Consider the following 21451-nt stretch of genomic DNA (forward strand, 5'->3'; position numbering starts at 1 on the left):
CCGACCGTACAGTCGGCCCCATGCTGCACACCGTCGCGATCCGCGGGTATCGCTCGCTGCGCGAGGTCATCCTGCCCCTGGCTCGTCTGTCGGTGATCACCGGCGCCAACGGCGCCGGCAAGTCCTCGCTGTATCGCGCGCTGCGCCTGCTGGCCGACTGCGGCCGCGGCGAGGTGATCGGTTCGCTGGCCCGCGAGGGCGGGCTGCAGTCGGTGCTGTGGGCCGGTCCCGAGCAACCGGCCGGCGCGCGACGCTCCGGCAAGACCGAGGGCACGGTGCGCACCAGGCCCGTGTCACTCGAATTGGGCTTCGCTGCAGATGATTTCGGCTATCTGGTGGATCTGGGCATTCCGCAGTCTGCCGGGAAGTCGGTGTTCGCCCGCGACCCGGAGATCAAGCGGGAAGTGTTATTCGCCGGCCCCGTGCTGCGGCCCAGCACGACGCTGGTGCGCCGGTCCCGTGTGTTCGCCGAGGCCTGCGCGGACTTCGGCAGCGGTTTCGATGAGTTGTCCCGGGCCCTGCCGTCGTACCACAGCGTGCTCGCCGAATACGCCCACCCGCACGCGCTACCCGAGCTTGCGGCCGTACGAGAACGGTTGCGCGGCTGGCGGTTCTACGACGGCTTCCGTGTCGACGCGGGGGCTCCGGCGCGGCACCCGCAGGTGGGAACCCGCACCCCGGTGCTCTCCGACGACGGCAGCGACCTGGCGGCCGCGATCCAGACGATCCTCGAGTCGGGGTTCGACGACCTGGACCGGGCCGTCGCGGAGGCCTTCGACGGCGCCACCGTCACGGTGGCCATCCACGACGGGCTGTTCGACCTCCAACTGCGACAGCGCGGCATGCTGCGCGTATTGCGCGCAGCCGAATTATCCGATGGCACACTGCGTTTCCTGCTGTGGGCCGCCGCGCTGTTGAGCCCGCAGCCGCCGTCGCTGATGGTGCTCAACGAACCGGAAACTTCGCTGCACCCCGACCTGGTGGCGCCGCTGGCGTCGCTGATCCGCACCACCGCGGCCAAGACTCAGGTCGTGGTGGTCACCCATTCCCGGTCGCTGCTGGAATTCCTGGACACCACGCCGGTCTGCGAGGGCTCCGACGGGGCCGTCGAGATCGAGCTCTACAAAGACTGGGGCGAAACGCGCATCAGCGGCCAGGCCCTGATCACGACGCCCCGGTGGGATTGGGGCACACGCTAGGCGGCGGCGCTTTGTCGCTGGCGTTCAGTGTGGATCCCCCGCGGCCCCGCACGTGGCGTGTCGCCGACCAGGATTCACACTCAACGACGTCAATGCACACTCCGTGAGCGCAAGAAGGCCGACACCCGGCGCGCGCTCAGCGATGCCGCCCTGAAGCTGGCGTTCGAGCGCGGCCTGGAAAACGTCACACGCGAAGACGTCGCGAACCTGGCGGGCGTCTCGCTGCGCACATTCACCAACTACTTCGGCGGCAAGTACGAGGCACTGGCCTACCGGCAGGCAGAACGCGTGGGCCGCAGTGCCGAACTGCTACGCGAGCGCCCCGCCGAGGACCGCTGTGGACGGCGCTCACCCATGCCGTGCTCGGACCCCTGGAGGCCGATTTCGGCGACGTCCACGGCGAGGAGAACCGGCTGCCCAGCCGTCAGGAACTCATCGAGGTACGAAAGCTGCTCATGCACCCGCAGGTCCGAACCTCGGTGCCGCAGAATCTATTCGACGAGACCGCGACCTGTACCCACGATTGGTGCTGGCCGTCGTCCGCGCCGTCGGCGACGCCGCTGCCGACGCCTACGTGCGGGCCGATCCGCCGGTAGCCATCACCGAGCTGATCCGCGAGGGCTTCGCGGCCGTCAGCGCAGGATTGCCCGAACCTCCCGGGAAAGAGGCACACCATGACTGACGAACGCGCCGACATCGTCTATCGCCGGCGCCGGGCCAACGGGCTGCTGCTGGCTTGCGAGCTGGCGCTGACCGGTGTCAGGCCCGCATTCGCAGGCCCAGACCGCGTTGGTCTCGCCGGGTGCGGAAGTTGCCGCGCTGCGCACGCTCGTGGGCGAGTTGTTCACCATTCCCGACGTCGCCGCGCACATGGCGAGACTGCTGGCCGGCAACGACGTTCGGTACGACGTGGGGGATGACCATCCGCTGTCGGGGTGGCCGGTTCCCGAACTGACCCTCGATGACGGCCGACGAGTCGCCGAGCTGCTGCACGATGCGCGCCCGGTGCTACTCGACCTCGCCGGCGGCGTCGCGGACGCGGCGCGCTGCTGATCCGGCCCGACGGCTACGTCGCGTGGGCCGCCGACGAATTCGGTTCCGCCGAAGAATCGGGCCTGCATGCGGCGCTACAGCGCTGGTTCGGGCCGCGGACCCGCCGATAGCGCCACCGCAAGCGAAATTCACGGAGTGTTCAGGCACGCGTTGGGCCAGCATTGGTGAGTGCACACGCGCACCGCGTGTCCTCACGGTATGCGCGTTGTACAGGTCGCCAATTTCTACGGCCCTCGCTCCGGCGGCCTTCGCACCGCGATCGATCGGCTGGGCGCGGAATATTGCGCGGGCGGGCATGAGGTCTTCCTGATCGTTCCCGGCCAGCGCGCCGAGCGCGCCCAGCTTTACACCGGCGTGGTACGAATTACCCTGCCCGCCCGGCTGATTCCCTTCACCGGCGGATACCGCGCGGTGATGCCGGGCCCGGTCAAGGCGCTCCTGCAAACGTTGCGGCCCGACGCGTTGGAGGTCTCGGACCGGCTCACCCTGCGGTCGCTGGGCCGCTGGGGCCGTGGCTACGGTGCCACGACGGTGATGATTTCCCATGAACGCCTGGATCGCCTTGTGGGCCAAGTTCTTCCGGGCCGGGCGGCGCGGAAGTTCGCCGACCTGGCCAACGCACGCACCGCCGCGAATTATGACACCGTGGTGTGCACCACCGGTTTCGCCCGCGAGGAATTCGACCGGATCGGAGCGGCCAACACCGTCACCGTCCCCCTCGGTGTGGACCTGCAGATGTTCCATCCGAGCCGCCACTCCTATCTGGTGCGCGAGCGGTGGGCCGCCCCGGCCCAGATGCTGCTGGTCCACTGCGGGCGGCTGTCGGTGGAAAAGCGTGTCGACCGCAGCATCGACGCGCTGGGCGCGCTGTGCCACGCCGGCGTCGATGCGCGGCTCGTGGTGGTGGGCGAGGGCCCGCTGCGGGCCAGGCTGGAGCGACAGGCCTCGCGGCTACCGATCGACTTCACCGGTTTCATCTCCGATCGCAACACCGTGGCGCAACTGCTGGCCTCGGCCGATGTGACGTTGGCGCCGGGACCCCACGAGACGTTCGGGCTGGCCGCGCTGGAGTCGCTGGCGTGTGGCACACCGGCCGTGGTCTCGCGCACGTCGGCGCTGACCGAGATCATCACCCCGGACAGTGGCGCGTCGGCCGACAACGATCCGGCCGCCATCGCAAAAGCGGTCCGCGCCATCGCCAGTCTGCCCGAACGGCAACGCCGCGTCTCTGCGCGGCGTCGCGCCGAGGACTTCACCTGGCACCGCGCCGCGACCGGCATGCTGGCGTCGCTGGGGGCGCCGGCCCTCGACGAACCGCCCGCCGATTCCGAACAGACCGCCTAGCGTCCAGCTTCGTCAGTAGTTTCGCGGCAGCGCCGCAACCATCGCCTCGACCTGTGTGCGCGTCAGCGTGGTGACGCTCCCGTCCGGTAGGCCGAGGATGCGGTCGACGGCCAGACCGTGCAACCTGAATCGTGTTGTCAGGTAGTCGATCGAGCGTTCTCGCGCGGCCTCATCGTCCGCGCGCAGCACCTCCAGGACGGTCGAGTTCGTGCGCGCGGCGAGGCCGTAGATCATGTCGGCGACGCCTTCGGGGTCGAAGGTGTCGAAGACGCCCTCGGCGACCCCCTCGGAGATCAGGCGCGTCAACAAAGGCAACGACAACGCCTCGTCCACAGCCACTATTCGTCCGAACAGATGGGCGTTGTCGGGACGCAGCAATGCCGCCATGGCGGCGAGCTGCTCGGGGACGCCCATCGTCATCTTGACGTCAAACCCGGCTTTTAGCAACGCGTTCAGGCGAGCCAGCGCATTTCCGCCGCACGCGGCGACGGCATCCTCGATGACGGCGAAACCCGTGCGCGCACTGCGTTCGGCCAGCGCGGTTATCAGCGCGTCCTTTGATGGAAACCAGTGGTAGAAAGCGCCTTTGGAGACACCGGCGTCGGCGATCAGATCGTTCAGGCTGACGTTGTCATAGCCACGCCGCATAAATAATTCGGTCGCTCGATCCAGCAGTTCCGCCCGGCGGATGTCTGGATGCTTAACTACCCTCGGCACCCGGGCGATCCTGGGTTGCACCCGCCACGGTTTCGGGCGCGCGTTGTTCCGGTTTCCAGCCCACGTATGTCAGATACAGCCCGGCGCAGGCCAGGCCGATGAACAACACCCATATCGCGGCGTAAGCACCCGAGTTGTAGATGGCGTTGCCGGCCGCGTCGTAGGCCATGGGAACAGTCAACAGCAGCAGCCCGCGAATGAAGAAGAACCAGCCGACGGCCGACACGATGATCGCCGCGAGTCCGCGCCAGTATTGGTGAAAAGCGATGATGAACAGGCCGCCCATCAACAGGATGGCGCCATACAGCCACGGCCACATCGGATTTGCCTTGAACTCGGTGAACAGCGTCTGCACGTAGGAGCCGCGTACCGCGATCGTGGTGGGCACGATGGTGAGAAACGGGCCCATCACGCGGGCGAACATCCGCGTCCGGATCTGCGATTGTGTCGAAGTGCTCATTGCACCACCTCCCTTTGCGTACCGAGCATAATCGACCAGTGGTCGGTATACCAAACCGCTGGTCGGTAAAGCCTTAAAAGTCGGACGCGGCCCAAGTCCCCGGCGGATACGGCGGAACCTGTCCGGCGAAAGCGTCGTCGGTGAGTGTGCACAGGGTGTCGGAGATGGTGCCGGCGTTTGCTAACACCTTCGCGGCACCGCCCGGCACCACGCGTGCGATCACCGCCTGCCACGAGTAACCGACGCCGCCGTGCTCGTACCAGATGAACCAGTCGGTGCCGCGGTGACCCGCGCGAATCAGGCGGCGGAACGGCGCGTTTGGGTCGCTGACCGAATCGGTGAAGTTGAACGGGGCCCCGATATCGGCCATCGGCGGTAGCAACTTGAGGAGCTCCGGCGGCACCTGGGAGACGTGCTGCACCTCCTGCACGGGTGTTTTCAAGGCGCACTGGGTGTTTGGGGTAGCGGCCGCCGGTGTCGCGGTCGCGCATGACAGCGCGATACTGGCCGCGAACCACGCGGTGACAATGTGCCGCGTGACGGGCCTTTGCGCCACCATCTGCTCCTATCGGCGGCCCCGTTCCCGGGACCCTACGCCGCTTCGCTCGGCCAGGGAGCGGTTTGCTCGCAGCGCTGGCTAGGCTCACTGAAGGCCGATAAGGAGGATCCTTGAGCACACGCAACCAGGTACTGGTCACCGCCGCCGAGTTGGCGGACACCCTCTCGGCCGGCGATCCGGTGACCATCCTGGACGTGCGGTGGAGAATCGACGATCCCGACGGGCGCGCGGCCTACCTGGACGGCCACATTCCGGGTGCGGTGTACGTCTCGCTCGACGATGACCTCAGCGATTACTCGATTGCTGGCCGGGGCCGTCACCCGCTGCCGTCGGGGCGCAGTCTGGAAGCCGCCGCGCGCAACTGGGGAATCCGGCAGGGCGCACCGGTCGTGGTGTACGACGACTGGAATCGCGCGGGTTCCGCGCGAGCGTGGTGGGTGCTGACCGCGGCCGGGCTGGACAACGTGCGCATTCTGGACGGCGGCTTGGCCGCGTGGCGCACGGCCGGACAAGGCCTCGAGGCCGGGCTCGTCGTTCCGGCCCCCGGGAATGTGACTGTGCCGCACGATGATCTGCATGCGGGACGCCGCCGCACGCTGACGGCCGAGCGGGTCGGGGAGGGCACGGTGATGCTGCTCGACGCGCGCGCACCGGAGCGCTTCCGCGGCGACGTGGAACCCCTCGATCCCGTCGCCGGCCACATCCCCGGCGCGAAAAATCTTCCCAGCGGCGAGGTCTTGGCGTCCGACGGCACCTTCCTCGATGACGGCGCGCTCGCACATCTGTTGTCCGATCGCGCAATCGCGCGTCACGACGCGGTGGCCGCCTACTGCGGCTCGGGCGTCACCGCCGCGGTCACCATCGCCGCGCTCGCCGCGATGGGCCGCGATGCGGCCCTGTACCCGGGTTCGTGGTCCGAATGGTGCTCGGACCCCGACCATCCGGTGGAACGCGGCGACGCATAGTCTTCCGCCGCCCGGCGGCTCCCGACCATGAGATGAGTTTCAAAAGCGCCAGCACATGGACTAGCGGATCTGGGAAGCACACCTCATTGTCGGAGCGGTGGTCCGCCCGCGCGAGGCCGCCTCGATCCCGGCGAACATCACCCCGGGCGAGGTTCGCGAGTTGTTAGACTCTGCCCGCATGAATCCGCTTGGGAAGAACACGCTATGAGCGGCCGTCTCGACGGCAAGGTCGCGATCGTCACTGGCGCCAGCACCGGCCTGGGACCCGTGCTGGGCTCGCTGTTCGTCCGTGAAGGCGCCAAGGTGTTGCTGGCCGCACGGCGCGACGAGCTGGTTCACGCCGCTGCGCACGCGGCGGGCCCCGGTGCCATCGCCATGCGCGCCGACGTCACCGATGAGGACGACGTCGCGGCCATGGTGGCACGGGCGGTCGACGAATTCGGTCAGGTCGACATCCTGTGCAACAATGCCGCCGCGCCCGGACAGGATCGCTGGATCTGGGAGCAGACGCTGGACAACTGGAACTCCACCATCGCCATCGACGTCACCGCCGCGATGCTGTGTACCCGCGAGGTCCTCAACCGTTCGATGCTGCAAAGCCGCCGCGGCGTCATCCTGAACTTCTCCTCCACCGTCAGCTACTCCGGCATGGTGCGCAAAACGCATTACGTCACCGCCAAGGCGTCACTGCGGGCATTCACCAAGGCTGTCGCGCTCGAGGTCGGCCCGCATGGAATCCGCTGCAATTGCATCGTGCCCGGTGCCATCGACACCGAGCTGTGGCGCAAATGGGTGAAGCGCACCGCGGACGAGCAGGGCGTCGACGCGGAGACCGTTCGCGCGAAGCAGCTCAAAGGCGTTGCTCTGCAGGATATCTCCTCGACCGAGGATGTCGCCAACCTGGCGTTGTTCCTCGCCAGCGACGAAAGCCGCACCATCACAGGCCAATCGATTCCCGTCGATGCCGGGGGGTACATGCAGGGATGAGCGGACACGCCAAACTGTCGGTGGCCACCCCGGTGGTCACGATGTTTCCCGGAAGCAGCGGCGACTGGGAGAAACACGCCACCATCGAGGATCTGGCTCAGATCGCCGAGGCCGCAGACCGGCTCGGCTACCACCACCTGACCTGCAGCGAGCACATCGCGCTGCCCGCGGCCGAGCGGGCCCGCCGCGGCACCCGCTATTGGGATCCGCTGGCCACGTTCGGCTACCTGGCCGCACACACCCAGCGCATTCGGCTGGCCACCAACGTGCTGGTGCTCGCCTATCACCATCCGCTCGAGATCGCCAAACGTTATGGCACCCTGGACCAGATCAGCGGCGGGAGGCTGATTCTGGGGGTCGGCGTCGGGAGCCTCAAAGAGGAATTCGATCTGATCGGCGCACCCTTCGACGATCGCGGCCCGCGCGCCGACGACGCCCTGCGGGCGCTGCGCGCGTCGCTGTCGGTCGCCGAACCCGCCTACCACGGTGAGTTCTATTCGTTCGACGGCCTGGTGGTCGATCCGTGCGCGGTCCAGGAGCGCGTGCCCATCTGGGTTGGCGGGCGGACGCTGCGATCGCTGCGCCGCGCCGCGACGCTGGCCGACGGTTGGGCCCCCTTCAACGTGAGCCTCCAGCAGGCCCGGGATTGGCTGGGCCGCTGTGATTTTCATCCCGGCTTCGACGTCGTCCTACCCGCTCCCGCGCTGCTGAACCCGATCAGCGAACCGGAGCGCACCCGCGACCTGCTGGGCGAAACCACCGCACACGGCGCGACGATAATCAGCGTCGCTTTCCGGCACACCTCGCTGCAGCATTACCTGGAGAGCCTGCAGGCTCTCGCCGAACTCCATCCCCCCGCGGGGGTTTCCACGTGATGCGCGTCAGGGCGGGCATCTTCAGCCTCACCGCCGCGGCGCCGGCCGATGACGACGGCAGTTATCTGCGCTGGCATCTGCTGGACCACATGCCCGAGCAATACCAGCTGCCCGGCATCGTGCATGGCTTGCGCTGGATCGCTGACGGAAGGTATCCCGACCACCGCCTCGCGGCCGACGGGCCGCTGGGCGAGATCGGCAACGCGGTGCACTATCTGGTCGGCGATCCCGTCGAGAAGACCTTCGACGACTTTGTCACCCTGGGCCGCGTCCTACGCGACAACGGCCGCTTTCCGGTCGTGCGACCGTCGCTGCAAGTGGCCGGCCTGCGCTTGCTGCAGTGGCGATCCTCGCCGCACGCACTCGTTTCGCCCGAGGTGGTGCCGTTCCGGCCGCACCGCGGGATCGTGCTGATCGTCGAAGAACCCACCGACGGCCGACCGGACGACTGGCTGCAGTGGCTGCACACCGAGCACTATCCGACACTGCTCGCCACCCCGGGCACGGCCGGCGCGTGGACGTTCGGCTCCAGCGCCGGATGGAGCCACCTGCCCCGGGGATGGCGGACCGATCATCAGTACGTCACGGTCGTCTATCTCGACGACGATCCGCTGACCACCATCGGCGCACTGGCACCCATCATCGAAGAGCGTTGGCGCTCAACGGCGGTGCGGCCGGTGTTCGCCGGACCGCTGCGCACCATGATCAGTTGGGACGCTTGGCCCTAAACCGCCTGCGAGGCGCAGCAGGTGGGCTCCGATTGGTCGGCGGGCCCGAAGGTCTCCGAATCCGCCTTCACGGTGTAGATCTCCCAACGTTCACCACCGGGACCGCTGACCCACACTTTGTCTTGGGTGGCGTAACAACACGTGGTGTCGACCTCTTCATCGGTCAGCAGGCCGACCTCGGCAAGCCGTTGACTCTCCGTGTGCACGGTGTCAGTGGAGGCGACCTCGACCCCGAGGTGGTTGAGGGTGCCGCCTTGGCCGGGGTTCTCCAGCAAGACCAATTTGAGCGGCGGTTCGGCGACGACGAAGTTGGCGTAGCCGGGTTTGGTCTTGGCCGGCTCAACGCCGAATAGTTTGGTGTAGAAGGTGATTGCCTCGTCGAGATTGTCGACATTGAGGGCCAGTTGAACCCGTGACATGGTCAGTTTCCTTTCGTGACGGGTGTCTGGATGGTCATCGTGGTCCCGAGCAGTTCTGCTATGAGAGCACGAACATGCTCGGCGATGTCCTGGCGGATGGCCCGCACCGTCTCGACCGGCTGCCCGGCAGGATCGCGCAGGCGCCAGTCGCGGTAGGAGACCCCCGCGAAGTACGGGCAGGCATCACCGCAACCCATGGTGATCACGATGTCACTCGTCTGTACCGCGTCGGCGGTGAGAATTTTCGGGGTATCGGTGATGTCGATGCCCCATTCGGCCATCACCGCCACCGCCGCGGGATTGATGTGATCGGCGGGCTCCGTTCCGGCGGAGCGGACGTCGATGCGGTCGCCGGCCAGGTGACTCAGTAGCGCCGCGGCCATCTGCGAGCGGCCCGCGTTGTGCACGCAGACGAACAGGACACTGGGCCTGTCGGCGCCGGCCGAGGAGCTCCCAGCCGCACCGAACAGCCGTGGTCGCAGCGCCAGGGAGACGTAGACCAGAGCGACCAAGACCGGGACTTCGATCAGGGGTCCGACCACACCGGCCAGGGCCTGGCCCGAGGCGGCGCCGTAGGTGGCGATCGCCACCGCGATCGCCAGTTCGAAGTTGTTGCCGGCGGCGGTGAACGCCAGCGTGGTGGTGCGCGCGTATCCGAGCCGCAGCAGCACTCCCAGCGCGTATCCCCCGGCCCACATGATCGCGAAATACGCCAGCAGCGGCAACGCAATTCGGGCGACATCCCAAGGCCGAGAGGTGATTTGGTGGCCTTGAAGCGCGAAGAGGATGACGATGGTGAACAGCAACCCGTACAAAGCCCATGGGCCGATCCGCGGCAGGAACCGACCCTCATACCAACCGCGGCCTTTGGCGCGTTCGCCCAGACGACGCGACAGGTATCCGGCCAGCAACGGTATGCCCAGGAAGATCAGCACGGATTTCGCGATCTGCCATGCGGATACATCGATGCCGGTCGTGTCGAGCCCCAGCCAGCCCGGCAGCACCGACAGGTAGAACCACCCCAGGGCGGCGAACATGACGACCTGGAAGATCGAATTCAGCGCGACCAGTACGGCGGCGGCTTCGCGGTCCCCGCGCGCGAGGTCGTTCCAGATGATGACCATGGCGATGCAGCGCGCCAGCCCCACGATGATCAGGCCGGTGCGGTACTCCGGCAGATCCGGCAGCATCAGCCAGGCCAAGGCGAACATCACGGCGGGTCCGACCAGCCAGTTCAGCGCCAGCGATGTCACCATCAATTTGCGGTCCGCGGTCACGGTGCCCAGCCGGTCGTAACGCACTTTGGCCAGCACCGGGTACATCATCACCAGCAGCCCGATCGCGATGGGCAACGAGATCCCGTCGACCGCAACGGCGCCCACCGCCCGCCCCACGCCCGGGACGAGCCGGCCGAGCAGCAGGCCCGCCACCATGGCGATCGCGATCCACCCGGGCAGGAATCGGTCCAACGTCGAGAGCCGGGCGCCCACCGGCGAGCCCGTGCCGATCCGCGCTTCGGTCATGACCCGCATCCCGCAGCCACTGGTGCGTCGACGCTCAGCACCGACGAAAGCTGTTGCAATGCAGTGGGAATCACCCAGTAGTAAACCCAGGTACCGCGCCGTTCACAGTCCAACAGCCCCGCCGAGCGCAGCGTCTTGAGGTGATGGGAGATCGTCGGCTGCGAAACATCGAACGTCTGGGAAATTTCGCAGACGCACGCCTGGCCACCGGGGTGGCTGGCGATCAGGCTCAACAGTCGCAGCCGAACCGGATCGCTGAGCGCCTTAAACATCGCCGCCAGCTCCACGGCGTGCGGCTCGGCCAAGGCGGCCGCCCCCAATGCCGGGCAACATGCCACCTCGGATTGATTCGACATACATCTATATAAGCATGTATCGAATCAAGGCGCCAGCGGTGGCGTTTTCCCCGTGCTCCGGTTTTAGTCAGGTAAGGGAAACGAGCGGGCCCTATAGTCCTCGTGACGTCCTGTCCTAGTCAAAGGGGTTGCCATGACCAGTCCCGACAACCGCCGCGGTCAGCGGTGGGTCGTTCGCGCGGCCGCCGCGCTCGCCCTGGTGGCGTTGGGGGCCGGCCTGCCGGCCTGCTCCGGCAAGGGCGATCACCCGGCCGCCACCACGAGTTCAGGCCCGGCTCTGGCAAGCACGACCGTCATGATCGATGGGAACAAGCACACGATCATCGCCGCGGTGGACTGCAGTCGATCGGCGGCGCAACCGAATGCGTCTCCCCCGGAATCGGGTGACCTCACCACCCGGATCAACGTGCACGACGATTCGACGTCAGTGTCGCTGGCCGTCTCCGATGAACAACCGCCCGCCATCGATGGGTTCGCGATCTCGCTCAAAATGGACAACGGCGAGTACCAACTGCCCTACCAGGGAACCAAGTCGCCGAATCAGGTCCAAGCGACCAAGGACGGCAAGAGCTACACGGTGACCGGGACGGGCCAGGCGACGATACCCGGCCAAAGTGGGCTGCGGGATGTGACTTTCGGCGTTCACGTGACGTGCCCGTAAACGCGTAGTTGTCTGCCGCGACCACCTCTGCGATGCTGACAAGCTTGGGCATCTTCGCGCAGTGGAAAGACGGCGGCACCGAGCTTCGTTGGCGCTCGACAACCGCCGCCAACGACGGCACCGAGGTCACGGTGTTCAGTCGCCGCTGCGGCACTCCGGGTGCTCCCGCCCTGGTGTTGGTGCACGGATTTCCGACCAGCAGCATCGACTATTTCGCGTTGGCGGGTGAGTTGGGCGCGGAATTCGACATCTACCTGTTGGATTTTCCCGGCTACGGGCTGTCCGACAAACCACCCGAGCCGTATGTGTATTCGCTCTACGACGACGCGCGCCTGCTCGTCCACGCGATTACCCAGGTGTGGAAGCTGACCGAATACCGCATGCTCACCCATGACCGCGGCAGCAGCGTCGGCATGATCGCGCTGGGCATGCTGGCCGCACAGGATCCGTCGGCCGTACCCCTCGATCTGATCCTGACCAACGCCAACATCTTCCTTCCGCTGTCCAACCTCACCGCGTTTCAGACCGCGCTGCTCGACCCGGCGACCGGGCGAGCCACCGCGGCGGCGGCGACGCCCGAGATGCTGGCGGCCGGCATGGGCGCGAGCACGTTCATGCCACGACGCACGCTAGAAGATCCCGAGATCGCCGCGCTGGCCAAATGCTTCGCCCACAACGACGGCATCCGCGTGCTGCCCGACACCATTCAATATCTCCACGAGCGCGCGGCAGACGAAACCGGTTGGCTGGAGGCACTTTCCGTAAGCGACGTCAATACGACGGTGGTGTGGGGCATTCACGACAACGTGGCGCCGCTGCGGGTTCCCAATCACGTCTGGCAGACGTATCTAAAGAACAAGCCGGGCCGCAACCGCTACTGGGTGGTGCCCGGCGCCGATCACTACCTGCAGTGCGATGCCCCGGGGCAACTCGCCCAGATCGTGCGCCTCACCGCCGACGGCGGGGATATTGCGTTGCAGACGTTGGGCAACCAGCCCGAGGGCGCGGTGCTGGTGGACCAGAGCGACACCTAGCAGCATCGAGCGTGAAACTAACTTCACGTTCGGCGCCGAGCGTGAAGCTAACTTCACACTCGACGGCTCTCCTCGCGTTCGAGTGTGCGGCCGGCCGGGCGCTCGAGCGTCACGCCAGCGTGGCTCTCACCGTCGAGTGTCACGCTGTCGTGACGCTCGAGGGGGCTTCACCCCGTGACGACGGGCAAGCGTGCCCACCCGCGCACGCTTGCGGTGTGCGCCCGTTGGGCGTTCGCATAGTCGACTTCCCAGTCCGGCCAACGCTTCAACACCTCTTCGAAGGCCACGCGCGCCTCCAACCGGGCCAGCGCAGAGCCCAGACAGAAATGCAGGCCCTGTCCGAAGCTGAGATGGCTTCCGCGCCGGTGGATGTCGTAGCGATCGGGATCCGTGAAATGGTTCTCGTCGCGGTTGGCCGAGGCGTTCAGCAGGAGCATGAACGACCCTTCGGGAACCTTGCGACCGTAGTGCTCGGCATCGCGCGCCACGTAGCGAGCCTGCACCGGTGACGGCGGCTCGTACCGCAGTGTCTCCTCGATCGCGCCGGGGATCAGCGACGGGTCTGCGACGAGCTCGCGGCGTTGATCCGGGTGATCCGACAACAGCTGGCCCATGAAACCGATTAGGCGAGCGGTGGTTTCGTTGCCGGCACCGGCGATCATCGCGGTATAGGACAGTACCTCCGTCCGCGACAGGGGACGCCGCGTGCCGTCGGGTTCGTCGATCTCGGCCCGCAACAATTCGGTCATCAGGTCATCGGAGGGATGGTTGGCCCGCCATTCGATGTACTCGGCGAACAGGGCGATGGAATTGGCGAAAACGTTCGCATCGATCGCGGCGGGGTCGCTGTCCTTGGACAATTCAATGTTGGCGACGCTGCGGTCCCGGATCTTTTCTTGGTCGGCCTCGGGAATGCCCAACAGGTAGCCGATGGTCCGCATCGGCATCATCGCGCCGAGATCGGCGATGAAATCGAAACCGCTCCCGCCGACCAGCGGGTCGAGCTCGCGGACGCAGAACCCGCGTACCAGGTCCTCTACGGCCAGCATGCGCCGGGGCGTGAAGACACGGGACAGCAGTTTGCGGTGCAGGTCGTGCAGCGGGGGATCCTCGAACAGCAGAATGCCCGGGGGAACTTCGATGTTCGCGAACAAGATGTCGGCCGTGGTGCCGCGGCCCGAGCGGTACGTCTCCCAGTTCGGCAGTTCGCGCACCACGTCGTCGTATCGGCTCAGCGCGTAGAAATTGTACTTCTCGTTGTAGTACAGCGGCGCTTCCTCACGCATCCGCTTCCACACCGGATACGGGTTCGAGTCGATCTCGACATCGAATGGGTCGTAATACAATTCGACGGCGCTCGGGCTTGTCATTGGCTTATCCCTAACTCAGTCGTTGCGATGCAAGAAGCCGTGCAGGAGCGCTTGAACGAGTTCCTCAACGATTACCTCCCGCGGCGGTTGTCTGTTCCCGAAGTAGGTTGAACGCAGAGCGGCCATCCCGGCGATCATCGACACCGTCGAATGCGCCGGCAGGTCGGGATGGTCCGACCGCAACCCCCGTAACTGCATGCCTTCGACACTGATCTGGCCGAGCACCGTGATGGCCCGCCGAATCTCGGCAATGCCGGCGTCGGCTTGTTCCTCGTCGCTGAGAGTCTCGGCCGCCATCAAGGTCAGCAGCAGACCCTTGTGTTCGACGAACACGTCGTAAAGCTGCGATACGAAATGCCGTGTCAGCTCCTGCTCGTCGGTCTCCTCGGGCACGACGGACTGCCAGGTCTGACCGAATTCGTCGACGAAACTCACGAAAGGCACGACAAGCGCTTCGCGGAACAGCGCCGCCTTCGAACCGAAGTTGCGAAACAGCAGGTGTTCGGTGACCCCGGCGGCCTGGGCGATTTCGCGGGTCGTCGTGCTGCGATAGTCCTGACCGGCGAACAGCGCCCGGGCGGCGTCGAGCAGGAGCCTGCGCGGCTCTCCACGGGGCCGACGCGCGACCGTAGCCGGGATCGGCTGCTTAGTTGCTCGCTGGGGCACCGGTGTCCACTCCCGTCGAAACGGCCCGTTTTTGGGGATAGTATCCGCTATCTACCTAAGATAGTATCCACTACCTTAAAGCTTTGTCGGAAGGGGTGCGACCGTGGGCGCTGCCATCATGCTCGGCACGCTGTTCGGGCTGATCGTTCTTATTTTCGGGCTGGTGCTGCGCTTCGATCCCGAGGCTCGGCGCGCGCCGAGCGACGAGGGCCGCCAGTGAAAACCGAGATGACGCCGGTGATGGCCGGGGCTCAGTACTTTTCCTACGTCGCGAGCATCGCGTTCTTGATCATCGGAATCTATCTGAGCTATCGTCGCCGCCGCATCCACCCGCTGTTGCTCCTTGGCATCTCGGCGATCTCGTTCTCCTGGATCGAGTCACCCTACGACTGGGCGATGTACGCACAGTTCCCGCCCGGGTTGCCCCGCATGCCGTCCTGGTGGCCGTTGAACGTGACGTGGGGCGGGTTGCCTCTCGCGGTCCCGATCGGCTACGTCTCCTACTTCATCATCCCCGCAGTCACCGGGGCCGCCCTCGGGCGTTGGCTGAGCGCAAAGTTCAACTGGCGCAGGCCGATTACCCTCCTCGTGGTCGGCCTCGTCGTCGGTTTCTGCTGGGCATTGTTTTTCAACGGCTACACCGGAGCCCAGCTTGGCAACTTCTACTACGGCTACGTGATTCCCGGCCTCGCGATCTTCGAGGGCACCAAGCACCAATACCCGTTGTACGACTCGCTGGCCATGGGCATCCAGATGATGCTCTTCACCTATCTGCTAGGGCGCACCGATGAGCAAGGACGAAACGTCATCGACATGTGGGCCGACAAGAGATCGAAGAGCCGCGGGCAGTCTGCGGTGCTATCCGTCCTGGCCGCCATCGTCGTCGGACACCTGGTATACGGCGCGGTCTTTGCGCCCCACCTCATCACCAAGCTGGGCGGCTATGTCACCGCGGGCCCGACCGAGCAGCTGTACCCCGGCGTACCGAACCAACCCAAGTAAGCGGGAGGCCCAGTGGGTTACGAGAGCACCGCCCAGCCGATCAAGATCGGCTATCTGATGGACTTCCTCCTGCCCGAGGGCTTCCCGCAAACGTACTTCCAGGACCTGACGCAGCCGTTCGATCTGGTCTTCAAGAAGGGCGTCGAGCAAGGGTTGATCGACCGACCGATCGAGATCATCTACCGCGAAGTGGAGGGTCTGCCCAAGGGATCGGTCAAGGCGGTCATCGACGCCTACGGCGAGCTGTGCGACGAGGGCTGCCTGGCCGTTTTCGGCCCGAACATCGGCGACAACGCGATCCCGACCCGGGAAGCCATCGAGGAACGGTTCAAGGTCCCCTGCATCAGCGTGACCGGCTCCGACGCCGCGCTCGGCGAGTGGTTCTTTGCGTTTCCGATGGGCTCGCACACCGACGAGCCGATCTTCTGGTCCGACCTGCTGGCCAAGGGCGGTCATACCGAGGTGGGGGTCCTCGTCGAGCAATCGCTGGTCGGCGAGGCCTATCTGAAGAGCTTCCGGGATGCATGCCGGCGCAAGGGAATTCGGATCGTCGTCGAGTCATCGATCGCCCAGACCGCCGGGGACGTGACGACCGCGGTCCGGGCACTGCACGACGCGAAGGCGCAGGCGATCGTGCATTGCGGATTCGGCTTCGGGATCGTGTTCGTCAACCCGGCGCTACAGGCGCTGGGATGGGATCCGCCCCGCTTCTGCGGTACCGCCTTTCAGAACGCCTGGCTCAACCCGATCATGTGGAACGCCTTCATGGGCTGGACCGGGATCGACCAGTACGACGAGGGCAACACGGTCGGGCAGAACTTCCTCGACGAGTACCACGCGGCCTACGGCCGGCGGCCGGAATGGTGTGTGCCGGTGGTGAATCGAGATGTCGCGCACACACTGCTGCGGGCGCTCGCCGACGCCCACCCGTTGAGTCCGCGCGGGGTGAAGGAGGCGCTCGAACGCGTCAAGATGATGCCAGCCGCGTCCGGCGCCCCGGGAACACGGGTGTCGTTCGGTAACTGGTCTCGCCGCGCCTGGGTGGGCGCGGGTTACCTGGTGGCCCGGCGACTCGACGCCGACGGCGTCAACTCACACCTCGTCGATCGGTTCGGCGAGGAGTAGCCCTCAGCCGAGCGCCTCGGGCAGCACCACCTCGCCCACGCGCCGAAGATACGGCCACGCGATGTCCGGCGGCAGCCCACCGCACAGCGGCGACAGGTTGAGCACCTGGCCGGCCTTCACCCGCGAAATCGCCTCGGACACAGAGATAATCACGTGCGACGTACCCGTCTCGCGCAGCTCGTCAACGGTGTTCACGTGCGAGAAGCCGGCCGTCGTCTCGTCACCGGGATTCCAGGCGGCGTAGGTTTTCACGTCGTGCAGCAGATGCTCGCCGATCTCCTTCCACGCCTGATCCACGTCGTCGGCGACGAACACGACCGAGGGCGTGTTGCGGTCGGGGAACATCGTCGGCCCCGGCTGATGGCCGTGCTCGCGGCAGGCCTCTTCGTAGGCCTCCTGCATGCCCGGCGCGTTGGCGTTGCCCAGCATGCCCAGGCCGTACCGGCCGGCCCGGCGGGCCGCGGCGACCGTTCCCCCGCCCCACATCAGTCCCGGCCCGCCCGGGGTCAGCGGGCGGGGTGTCACGGTGATGCGCCGTCCGTCTTCGACGACGGTTTCGCCGGCCAGCAGCCGCCGCAACAGCGCGAGCTTCTCGTCGCAGACGCGGCCGCGCTTCTTGATCGGGACGCCGAAGTGCTCGAACTCCTCGGGCCGGTAGCCCAGGGCCAGGATGTACGACGCCCGCCCGTTGCTGATGATGTCCAGGACCGCCATGTCTTCGGCGAGCCGGACGGTCTCGTAGAACGGAAGGATCAGGATCAGGCTGAGCGCCAGCCGTTGCGTTCGCGCGGCCACCGCTGAGGCCAGCAAAAACGGTGACGGCAGGTAGCCGTCCTCGGACCCGTGGTGCTCGCACAACACGGCGGCCAGACCGCCGTGTTCTTCGGCCCAGGAGCACATGTCGGGTGCCGCGGCGTACAGATCGGTTGGGGGCGCGGCCCATTCGGGATCGCGCATGTCGAAGCGCAGTGTGTACACGGCAAACTCCTCGCTGGCCCAATCTTTGCGACGTACGTTACACGTTCAGTCGAAGGCGTAAAGCGGCAGCGTGGTCGGGATGTCCAGCGAGCTGAGCAGGCCCGGAGACGCGTCGACGACGTACGGGATCGCGTTGACGACGCGCATGGCCGTGGACGCCATCGCTGCCCGCCCGGCCCCATGACCCTCGCTCTCACCCAGTGTCAGCTCGCAGTGGATGTCGGGATCTCCTTCGATGTCGACCCGATAGGTGGCGTCACACTCCGAAGTCGGCCAGTCGGGGGCGACATCGCGCGCCATCCGAATGATGTGCTCGATCACGATGGCCTCACGGCCGTTGACCACCCCCGCGGCGCGGGTGCGCACCGCACCGCAGGTGCCGGCCTTGACGGTCCCGAAGGCGACCTCGATGTCGCGGTCGGTCAGCTCGCGGTCGAGCGAACCCCGGATCTCTTCCACCTCGACGCCGAGACCGACGGCCATAAGGTAAATCGGTGCTTTCCATGCCATTTCGATGAATCCCGGCGTCTTCAGCATCGGCTCGAAATCCAGTGGCCGGCCAAAGCCCATCCCGTCCATCATCACGTCGGCCACCGGGTAGTGATCATTGAGCGCGACCTCGCTGGCCGTGATCCGGCGGATGCTCTTGGACTGCGTCGTCATCAACAACGCGAGCTGATCGGACGCGAAGCCGGGAAAGATGCCCGACACGTAGAGCGACGCCTGGCCGCTTTTGGCCGCCGCGTCCAGCTCGTCGCGCCAGTTAGGCGCGAAATACGACGGCGGGTACACCAGGCTGGTCGACGACGTCGACACCACGTTGATACCCGCCGCAAGCAGGCGCACGTAATCGGGCACGGCCGCGCCGTCGCGGTCGGGTCCGCTGGCCGCGTACACCACGCAGTCCGGCTTGAGAGCCACCAGCGCATCGGCATCGTTGGTAGCCGTGATGCCCAGCGGCTCGCCGCCGACCAGCTCGCCGGCGTCCTTGCCGACCTTGTCGGGTGAATGCACCCACACACCAACAAGTTCCAGATCCGGCCGACGCCGAATGGCATCGATCGCGTTCGAGCCGACTCCCCCGGTCGACCACACGACAACACGCATGGGCGCTCTCCTCACTGGTCGTCTGCAAACGCGGCCGCGGCACGCTCGAGATAAGGCCACGCCACCTCCGGTGCGATGCCGCCGCAGAGCGGGTGCAGCGGCAGCAGTTGCCCGCCGCGCACGTAGTCGATCGCCTCGCCGGGCGTAAAGATGCGGTAGGGGCCGCCGCCCTCGCGAAGCGCCGGCACGCTGTCGGCACGGGTGATGCTGGCTACCGAATCGTCGTGCGGCCGGTAGGACGCAGCCATCTTCGCGTCGTGCAGCAGGTGCGGCCCCAGCTCATCCCACGCCTCATCGAGGTTGTCGGCGACGAAAACCGCTGTGGGTGCGCCTAATTGAGGAAGCTGGATTATCCCGGGTTCGTGCCCGTGCGCACGGCACTGGTCCTCGTAGTACTCCTTCAGACCGGGCGAGGCGGTCTGGGAGATGAAGCCCAATCCGTGGCGGCCGGCTCGCCGCGCCGCCGCCTTGCTGCCGCCCGCAATGAGGACCATCGGCCCGTTGGGCGAGCCGCACCGCGGGCTGACGCGGACCGTGCGCCCCCGATATTCGACGGGCTCACCCCGCACCAGCGGACCGAGCACGGCCAGCATCTCGTCAGCGGCCCGACCACGCGTGGTCATGTCGATGCCGAAGTGCTCGTATTCCTCACGTCGATGTCCCACACCGAACGCGCAGGACACCCGGCCGTTGCTGATCAGGTCCAGCACGCTGATCTCCTCGGCGAGCCGGACGGGATCCCACAACGGAATCGGCACCGCGGCCAGCAGGATCGTCAGCGTGCGCGTCCTGGCGGCTATCGCCGACGCCAGGATCAACGGTGCAGGCAGATGACCGTCCGCGGCACCGTGGTGCTCGGAGAGCACCGCCAGCACGGCGCCCCGCGTTTCTGACCAGGCGCACATGTCGATGGCCGCGGCGTACAGATCGGGGGCCGGCGCAGCGCACTCGGGAGCGCGCATGTCGAACCTAAGCGTGAACATCAGCGCGGGCCGCCGTGAAATGTCGCTCGGAGGCGGGCAAAACTTCGGTCTACCCTCACACCCCGCAGATTAACCTAAGATTTGTTCATTAGGATAGTACTTACTCTCTTAAACGCTTGACCGTGCGGCACAGCGGCTGTTAGCTTCCGAGTCGAACGTTGGGTAACTGCCGGCGTAAGGGCAACGGCCGCCTCAGCTTTCATCACGCACCTGAGGAGGAACAACATGACGGCACAACGCGTGGTGGTCTGGGCGACGGGCGGGATCGGTTCGATCGCGATCCGCGCCATCCAACGGCGGCCCAATCTGGATCTGGTCGGGGTGTGGGTGCACTCCCCGGACAAAGACGGCAAGGATGCCGGCGAGCTGGCCGGCGGCGAGCCGGTCGGGCTGAAAGCCACCAACGACGCGGACGCGCTGATCGCGCTCAAACCGGACTGCGTCATCTACGCGGCCAGCGGGCCGGAGCGCGATGCGCTGGCCATCCCCGATTACGTCAAGCTGCTCGGGGCCGGGATCAACGTCGTGACGACCAGCACCACGAGGTTGGTCAACCCGCACGCCTACGAGCCCGCGGAGTGGCGCGACCAACTCGTCGCCGCCGCCAAGCAGGGCCAGGCGTCGCTGTACGCGTCGGGGATCGAGCCCGGCTTCGCCGCCGACTATCTGCCGCTGGTGCTGTCCACCCAGTCGTCGTCGATCGACAAGATTCATGCGTGGGAGATTGGCCTGTACGACGACTACGGGGTGCCCGACATCATGAGCGACGCACTGGGATTCGGTCGCCCGCTCGACTACCAGCCCTGGATCGGCTACCCCGGCGCCATCGCCGGCGAATGGCAGGGCCAGATCCGGTTGATCGGCGACGCGCTGGGAGTCGAAGTCCAGGAAGTCCGCGAGTTCTTCGACCGCGCGCTCACCAACCGGGCACTGGAGGTCGCCATGGGCACCGTCGAGGCCGGCACCTGCGGCGCGCTGCGCATGCGCGCGACGGGCGTGGTGGACGGCCGGGAGGCGATCGTCATCGAGCATGTCACGCGGCTCGCGCACGACGTCGCCCCGGACTGGCCGGAGGGAATCGGCGACCTGTCCTACCGCGTCCAGATCAGTGGCGACCCCGACATCGACTGCACCCTGGCGGCGACGCTGAAGGATCCCGGCAAGGCCGGTATCGGCGGGATGACCTCCGGGGCGGGCGCCATGGTCGCCACCGCGATGCGGGTCGTCAACGCCGTGCCGTATGTCGTTGCCGCCCAGCCCGGATTGCTGAGCTCGGTGGACCTCCCGCTGACGATCCCGACGCACGCGTTCGCCACGACGTAAGAGCGCCTGCACCCGCG

The 21451-nt window shown here is 66.6% G+C and carries 22 protein-coding genes and 2 pseudogenes; 13 read left to right on the plus strand and 11 right to left on the minus strand.

Annotation, left to right across the window (positions count from 1 at the left end; translation table 11 throughout):
- Positions 1-20 precede the first annotated feature (20 nt).
- The 4 genes and pseudogenes from G6N50_RS09190 (at position 21) to G6N50_RS09205 (ending at position 3596) form a co-directional block, all read left to right on the plus strand.
- Positions 21-1199, plus strand: coding sequence for an AAA family ATPase (locus tag G6N50_RS09190; protein WP_083098622.1), 1179 nt, complete (start codon positions 21-23; stop codon positions 1197-1199).
- A gap of 72 nt (positions 1200-1271) precedes the next feature.
- Positions 1272-1881, plus strand: a pseudogene (locus G6N50_RS09195) (TetR/AcrR family transcriptional regulator).
- A 188-nt stretch (positions 1882-2069) separates the two neighbouring features.
- Positions 2070-2362: pseudogene (locus G6N50_RS09200) on the plus strand (aromatic-ring hydroxylase C-terminal domain-containing protein).
- An 88-nt stretch (positions 2363-2450) separates the two neighbouring features.
- Entirely contained in the window at positions 2451-3596 is a 1146-nt protein-coding gene (locus tag G6N50_RS09205) for a glycosyltransferase (RefSeq protein WP_083098624.1), read from the plus strand.
- Positions 3597-3608: 12 nt separating this feature from the next.
- Here G6N50_RS09205 and G6N50_RS09210 read toward each other — a convergent pair whose 3' ends face one another.
- The 3 genes from G6N50_RS09210 to G6N50_RS09220 form a co-directional block, all read right to left on the minus strand.
- Positions 3609-4313: a TetR/AcrR family transcriptional regulator gene (locus G6N50_RS09210; protein WP_083098626.1), complete on the minus strand. Its 705-nt coding sequence runs from the start codon at positions 4311-4313 to the stop codon at positions 3609-3611.
- Positions 4297-4773, minus strand: a complete 477-nt coding sequence (locus G6N50_RS09215) for a hypothetical protein (protein WP_083098627.1) — start codon at positions 4771-4773, stop codon at positions 4297-4299. Before G6N50_RS09215 ends, G6N50_RS09210 begins: the two co-directional genes overlap by 17 nt.
- Positions 4774-4846: 73 nt before the next feature.
- Positions 4847-5215, minus strand: a complete 369-nt coding sequence (locus tag G6N50_RS09220; protein WP_232068919.1) for a hypothetical protein — start codon at positions 5213-5215, stop codon at positions 4847-4849.
- Positions 5216-5442: 227 nt separating this feature from the next.
- Here G6N50_RS09220 and G6N50_RS09225 point away from each other — a divergent pair, with 227 nt between their 5' ends.
- The 4 genes from G6N50_RS09225 to G6N50_RS09240 all read left to right on the plus strand — a co-directional run bounded on the left by G6N50_RS09225 (position 5443) and on the right by G6N50_RS09240 (position 8887).
- Complete coding sequence (locus tag G6N50_RS09225) at positions 5443-6297, plus strand: sulfurtransferase (protein ID WP_083098629.1); 855 nt, start codon at positions 5443-5445, stop codon at positions 6295-6297.
- Positions 6298-6501: 204 nt separating this feature from the next.
- Positions 6502-7284 (plus strand): SDR family NAD(P)-dependent oxidoreductase, encoded by a 783-nt coding sequence (locus tag G6N50_RS09230; RefSeq protein ID WP_083098630.1) that lies wholly within the window; start codon positions 6502-6504, stop codon positions 7282-7284.
- Positions 7281-8159 carry an LLM class F420-dependent oxidoreductase gene (locus G6N50_RS09235; protein ID WP_083098632.1) on the plus strand — a complete coding sequence of 293 codons (879 nt, stop codon included), beginning with the start codon at positions 7281-7283 and terminating at the stop codon, positions 8157-8159. The genes G6N50_RS09230 and G6N50_RS09235 overlap by 4 nt, the downstream gene beginning before the upstream one ends.
- On the plus strand, positions 8159-8887 hold the full coding sequence (locus G6N50_RS09240; protein WP_083098633.1) for a hypothetical protein: 729 nt from the start codon (positions 8159-8161) through the stop codon (positions 8885-8887). The genes G6N50_RS09235 and G6N50_RS09240 overlap by 1 nt, the downstream gene beginning before the upstream one ends.
- On the opposite strand, the gene G6N50_RS09245 is transcribed toward G6N50_RS09240, so the two are convergent.
- The 3 genes from G6N50_RS09245 to G6N50_RS09255 are packed head-to-tail and all read right to left on the minus strand — an operon-like array spanning position 8884 to position 11185.
- Positions 8884-9306, minus strand: a complete 423-nt coding sequence (locus tag G6N50_RS09245; RefSeq protein WP_083098635.1) for an ArsI/CadI family heavy metal resistance metalloenzyme — start codon at positions 9304-9306, stop codon at positions 8884-8886. The two genes, G6N50_RS09240 and G6N50_RS09245, sit on opposite strands and share 4 nt — an antisense overlap.
- 2 nt (positions 9307-9308) lie before the next feature.
- Positions 9309-10829: an ACR3 family arsenite efflux transporter gene (gene arsB / locus G6N50_RS09250; RefSeq protein ID WP_142275724.1), complete on the minus strand. Its 1521-nt coding sequence runs from the start codon at positions 10827-10829 to the stop codon at positions 9309-9311.
- Positions 10826-11185 carry an ArsR/SmtB family transcription factor gene (locus tag G6N50_RS09255; protein ID WP_083098639.1) on the minus strand — a complete coding sequence of 120 codons (360 nt, stop codon included), beginning with the start codon at positions 11183-11185 and terminating at the stop codon, positions 10826-10828. The genes arsB and G6N50_RS09255 overlap by 4 nt, the downstream gene beginning before the upstream one ends.
- A gap of 133 nt (positions 11186-11318) precedes the next feature.
- Here G6N50_RS09255 and G6N50_RS09260 point away from each other — a divergent pair, with 133 nt between their 5' ends.
- Both G6N50_RS09260 and G6N50_RS09265 read left to right on the plus strand, forming a co-directional pair.
- A complete protein-coding gene (locus G6N50_RS09260) occupies positions 11319-11846 on the plus strand; it encodes a lipoprotein LpqH (RefSeq protein ID WP_083098640.1) in 528 nt (175 codons plus the stop codon).
- Positions 11847-11890: 44 nt separating this feature from the next.
- Positions 11891-12880, plus strand: a complete 990-nt coding sequence (locus G6N50_RS09265) for an alpha/beta fold hydrolase (protein WP_083098708.1) — start codon at positions 11891-11893, stop codon at positions 12878-12880.
- Between the two features lie 167 nt (positions 12881-13047).
- On the opposite strand, the gene G6N50_RS09270 is transcribed toward G6N50_RS09265, so the two are convergent.
- Both G6N50_RS09270 and G6N50_RS09275 read right to left on the minus strand, forming a co-directional pair.
- Positions 13048-14250: a cytochrome P450 gene (locus G6N50_RS09270; protein WP_083098642.1), complete on the minus strand. Its 1203-nt coding sequence runs from the start codon at positions 14248-14250 to the stop codon at positions 13048-13050.
- Positions 14251-14265: 15 nt separating this feature from the next.
- Positions 14266-14916, minus strand: a complete 651-nt coding sequence (locus G6N50_RS09275; protein ID WP_083098643.1) for a TetR/AcrR family transcriptional regulator — start codon at positions 14914-14916, stop codon at positions 14266-14268.
- Between the two features lie 216 nt (positions 14917-15132).
- Here G6N50_RS09275 and G6N50_RS09280 point away from each other — a divergent pair, with 216 nt between their 5' ends.
- Both G6N50_RS09280 and G6N50_RS09285 read left to right on the plus strand, forming a co-directional pair.
- Positions 15133-15918, plus strand: coding sequence for a spirocyclase AveC family protein (locus tag G6N50_RS09280; RefSeq protein WP_142275725.1), 786 nt, complete (start codon positions 15133-15135; stop codon positions 15916-15918).
- Between the two features lie 12 nt (positions 15919-15930).
- Positions 15931-17043 (plus strand): ABC transporter substrate-binding protein, encoded by a 1113-nt coding sequence (locus tag G6N50_RS09285; protein ID WP_083098645.1) that lies wholly within the window; start codon positions 15931-15933, stop codon positions 17041-17043.
- 3 nt (positions 17044-17046) lie between these two features.
- On the opposite strand, the gene G6N50_RS09290 is transcribed toward G6N50_RS09285, so the two are convergent.
- The 3 genes from G6N50_RS09290 to G6N50_RS09300 are packed head-to-tail and all read right to left on the minus strand — an operon-like array spanning position 17047 to position 20090.
- Complete coding sequence (locus G6N50_RS09290) at positions 17047-18021, minus strand: LLM class flavin-dependent oxidoreductase (protein WP_083098646.1); 975 nt, start codon at positions 18019-18021, stop codon at positions 17047-17049.
- Positions 18022-18066: 45 nt separating this feature from the next.
- The gene (locus G6N50_RS09295; protein WP_083098648.1) at positions 18067-19128 is read right to left on the minus strand and encodes an NAD(P)H-dependent amine dehydrogenase family protein; all 1062 of its coding nucleotides are present in this window, start codon (positions 19126-19128) and stop codon (positions 18067-18069) included.
- 11 nt (positions 19129-19139) lie between these two features.
- The gene (locus G6N50_RS09300; RefSeq protein ID WP_308204209.1) at positions 19140-20090 is read right to left on the minus strand and encodes an LLM class flavin-dependent oxidoreductase; all 951 of its coding nucleotides are present in this window, start codon (positions 20088-20090) and stop codon (positions 19140-19142) included.
- Between the two features lie 246 nt (positions 20091-20336).
- On the opposite strand from G6N50_RS09300, the gene G6N50_RS09305 reads away from it, so the two are divergent.
- Positions 20337-21434 (plus strand): NAD(P)H-dependent amine dehydrogenase family protein, encoded by a 1098-nt coding sequence (locus G6N50_RS09305; RefSeq protein ID WP_083098651.1) that lies wholly within the window; start codon positions 20337-20339, stop codon positions 21432-21434.
- Positions 21435-21451: the final 17 nt, after the last annotated feature.

This window comes from Mycobacterium mantenii, from assembly GCF_010731775.1.
GTDB lineage: Bacteria > Actinomycetota > Actinomycetes > Mycobacteriales > Mycobacteriaceae > Mycobacterium > Mycobacterium mantenii.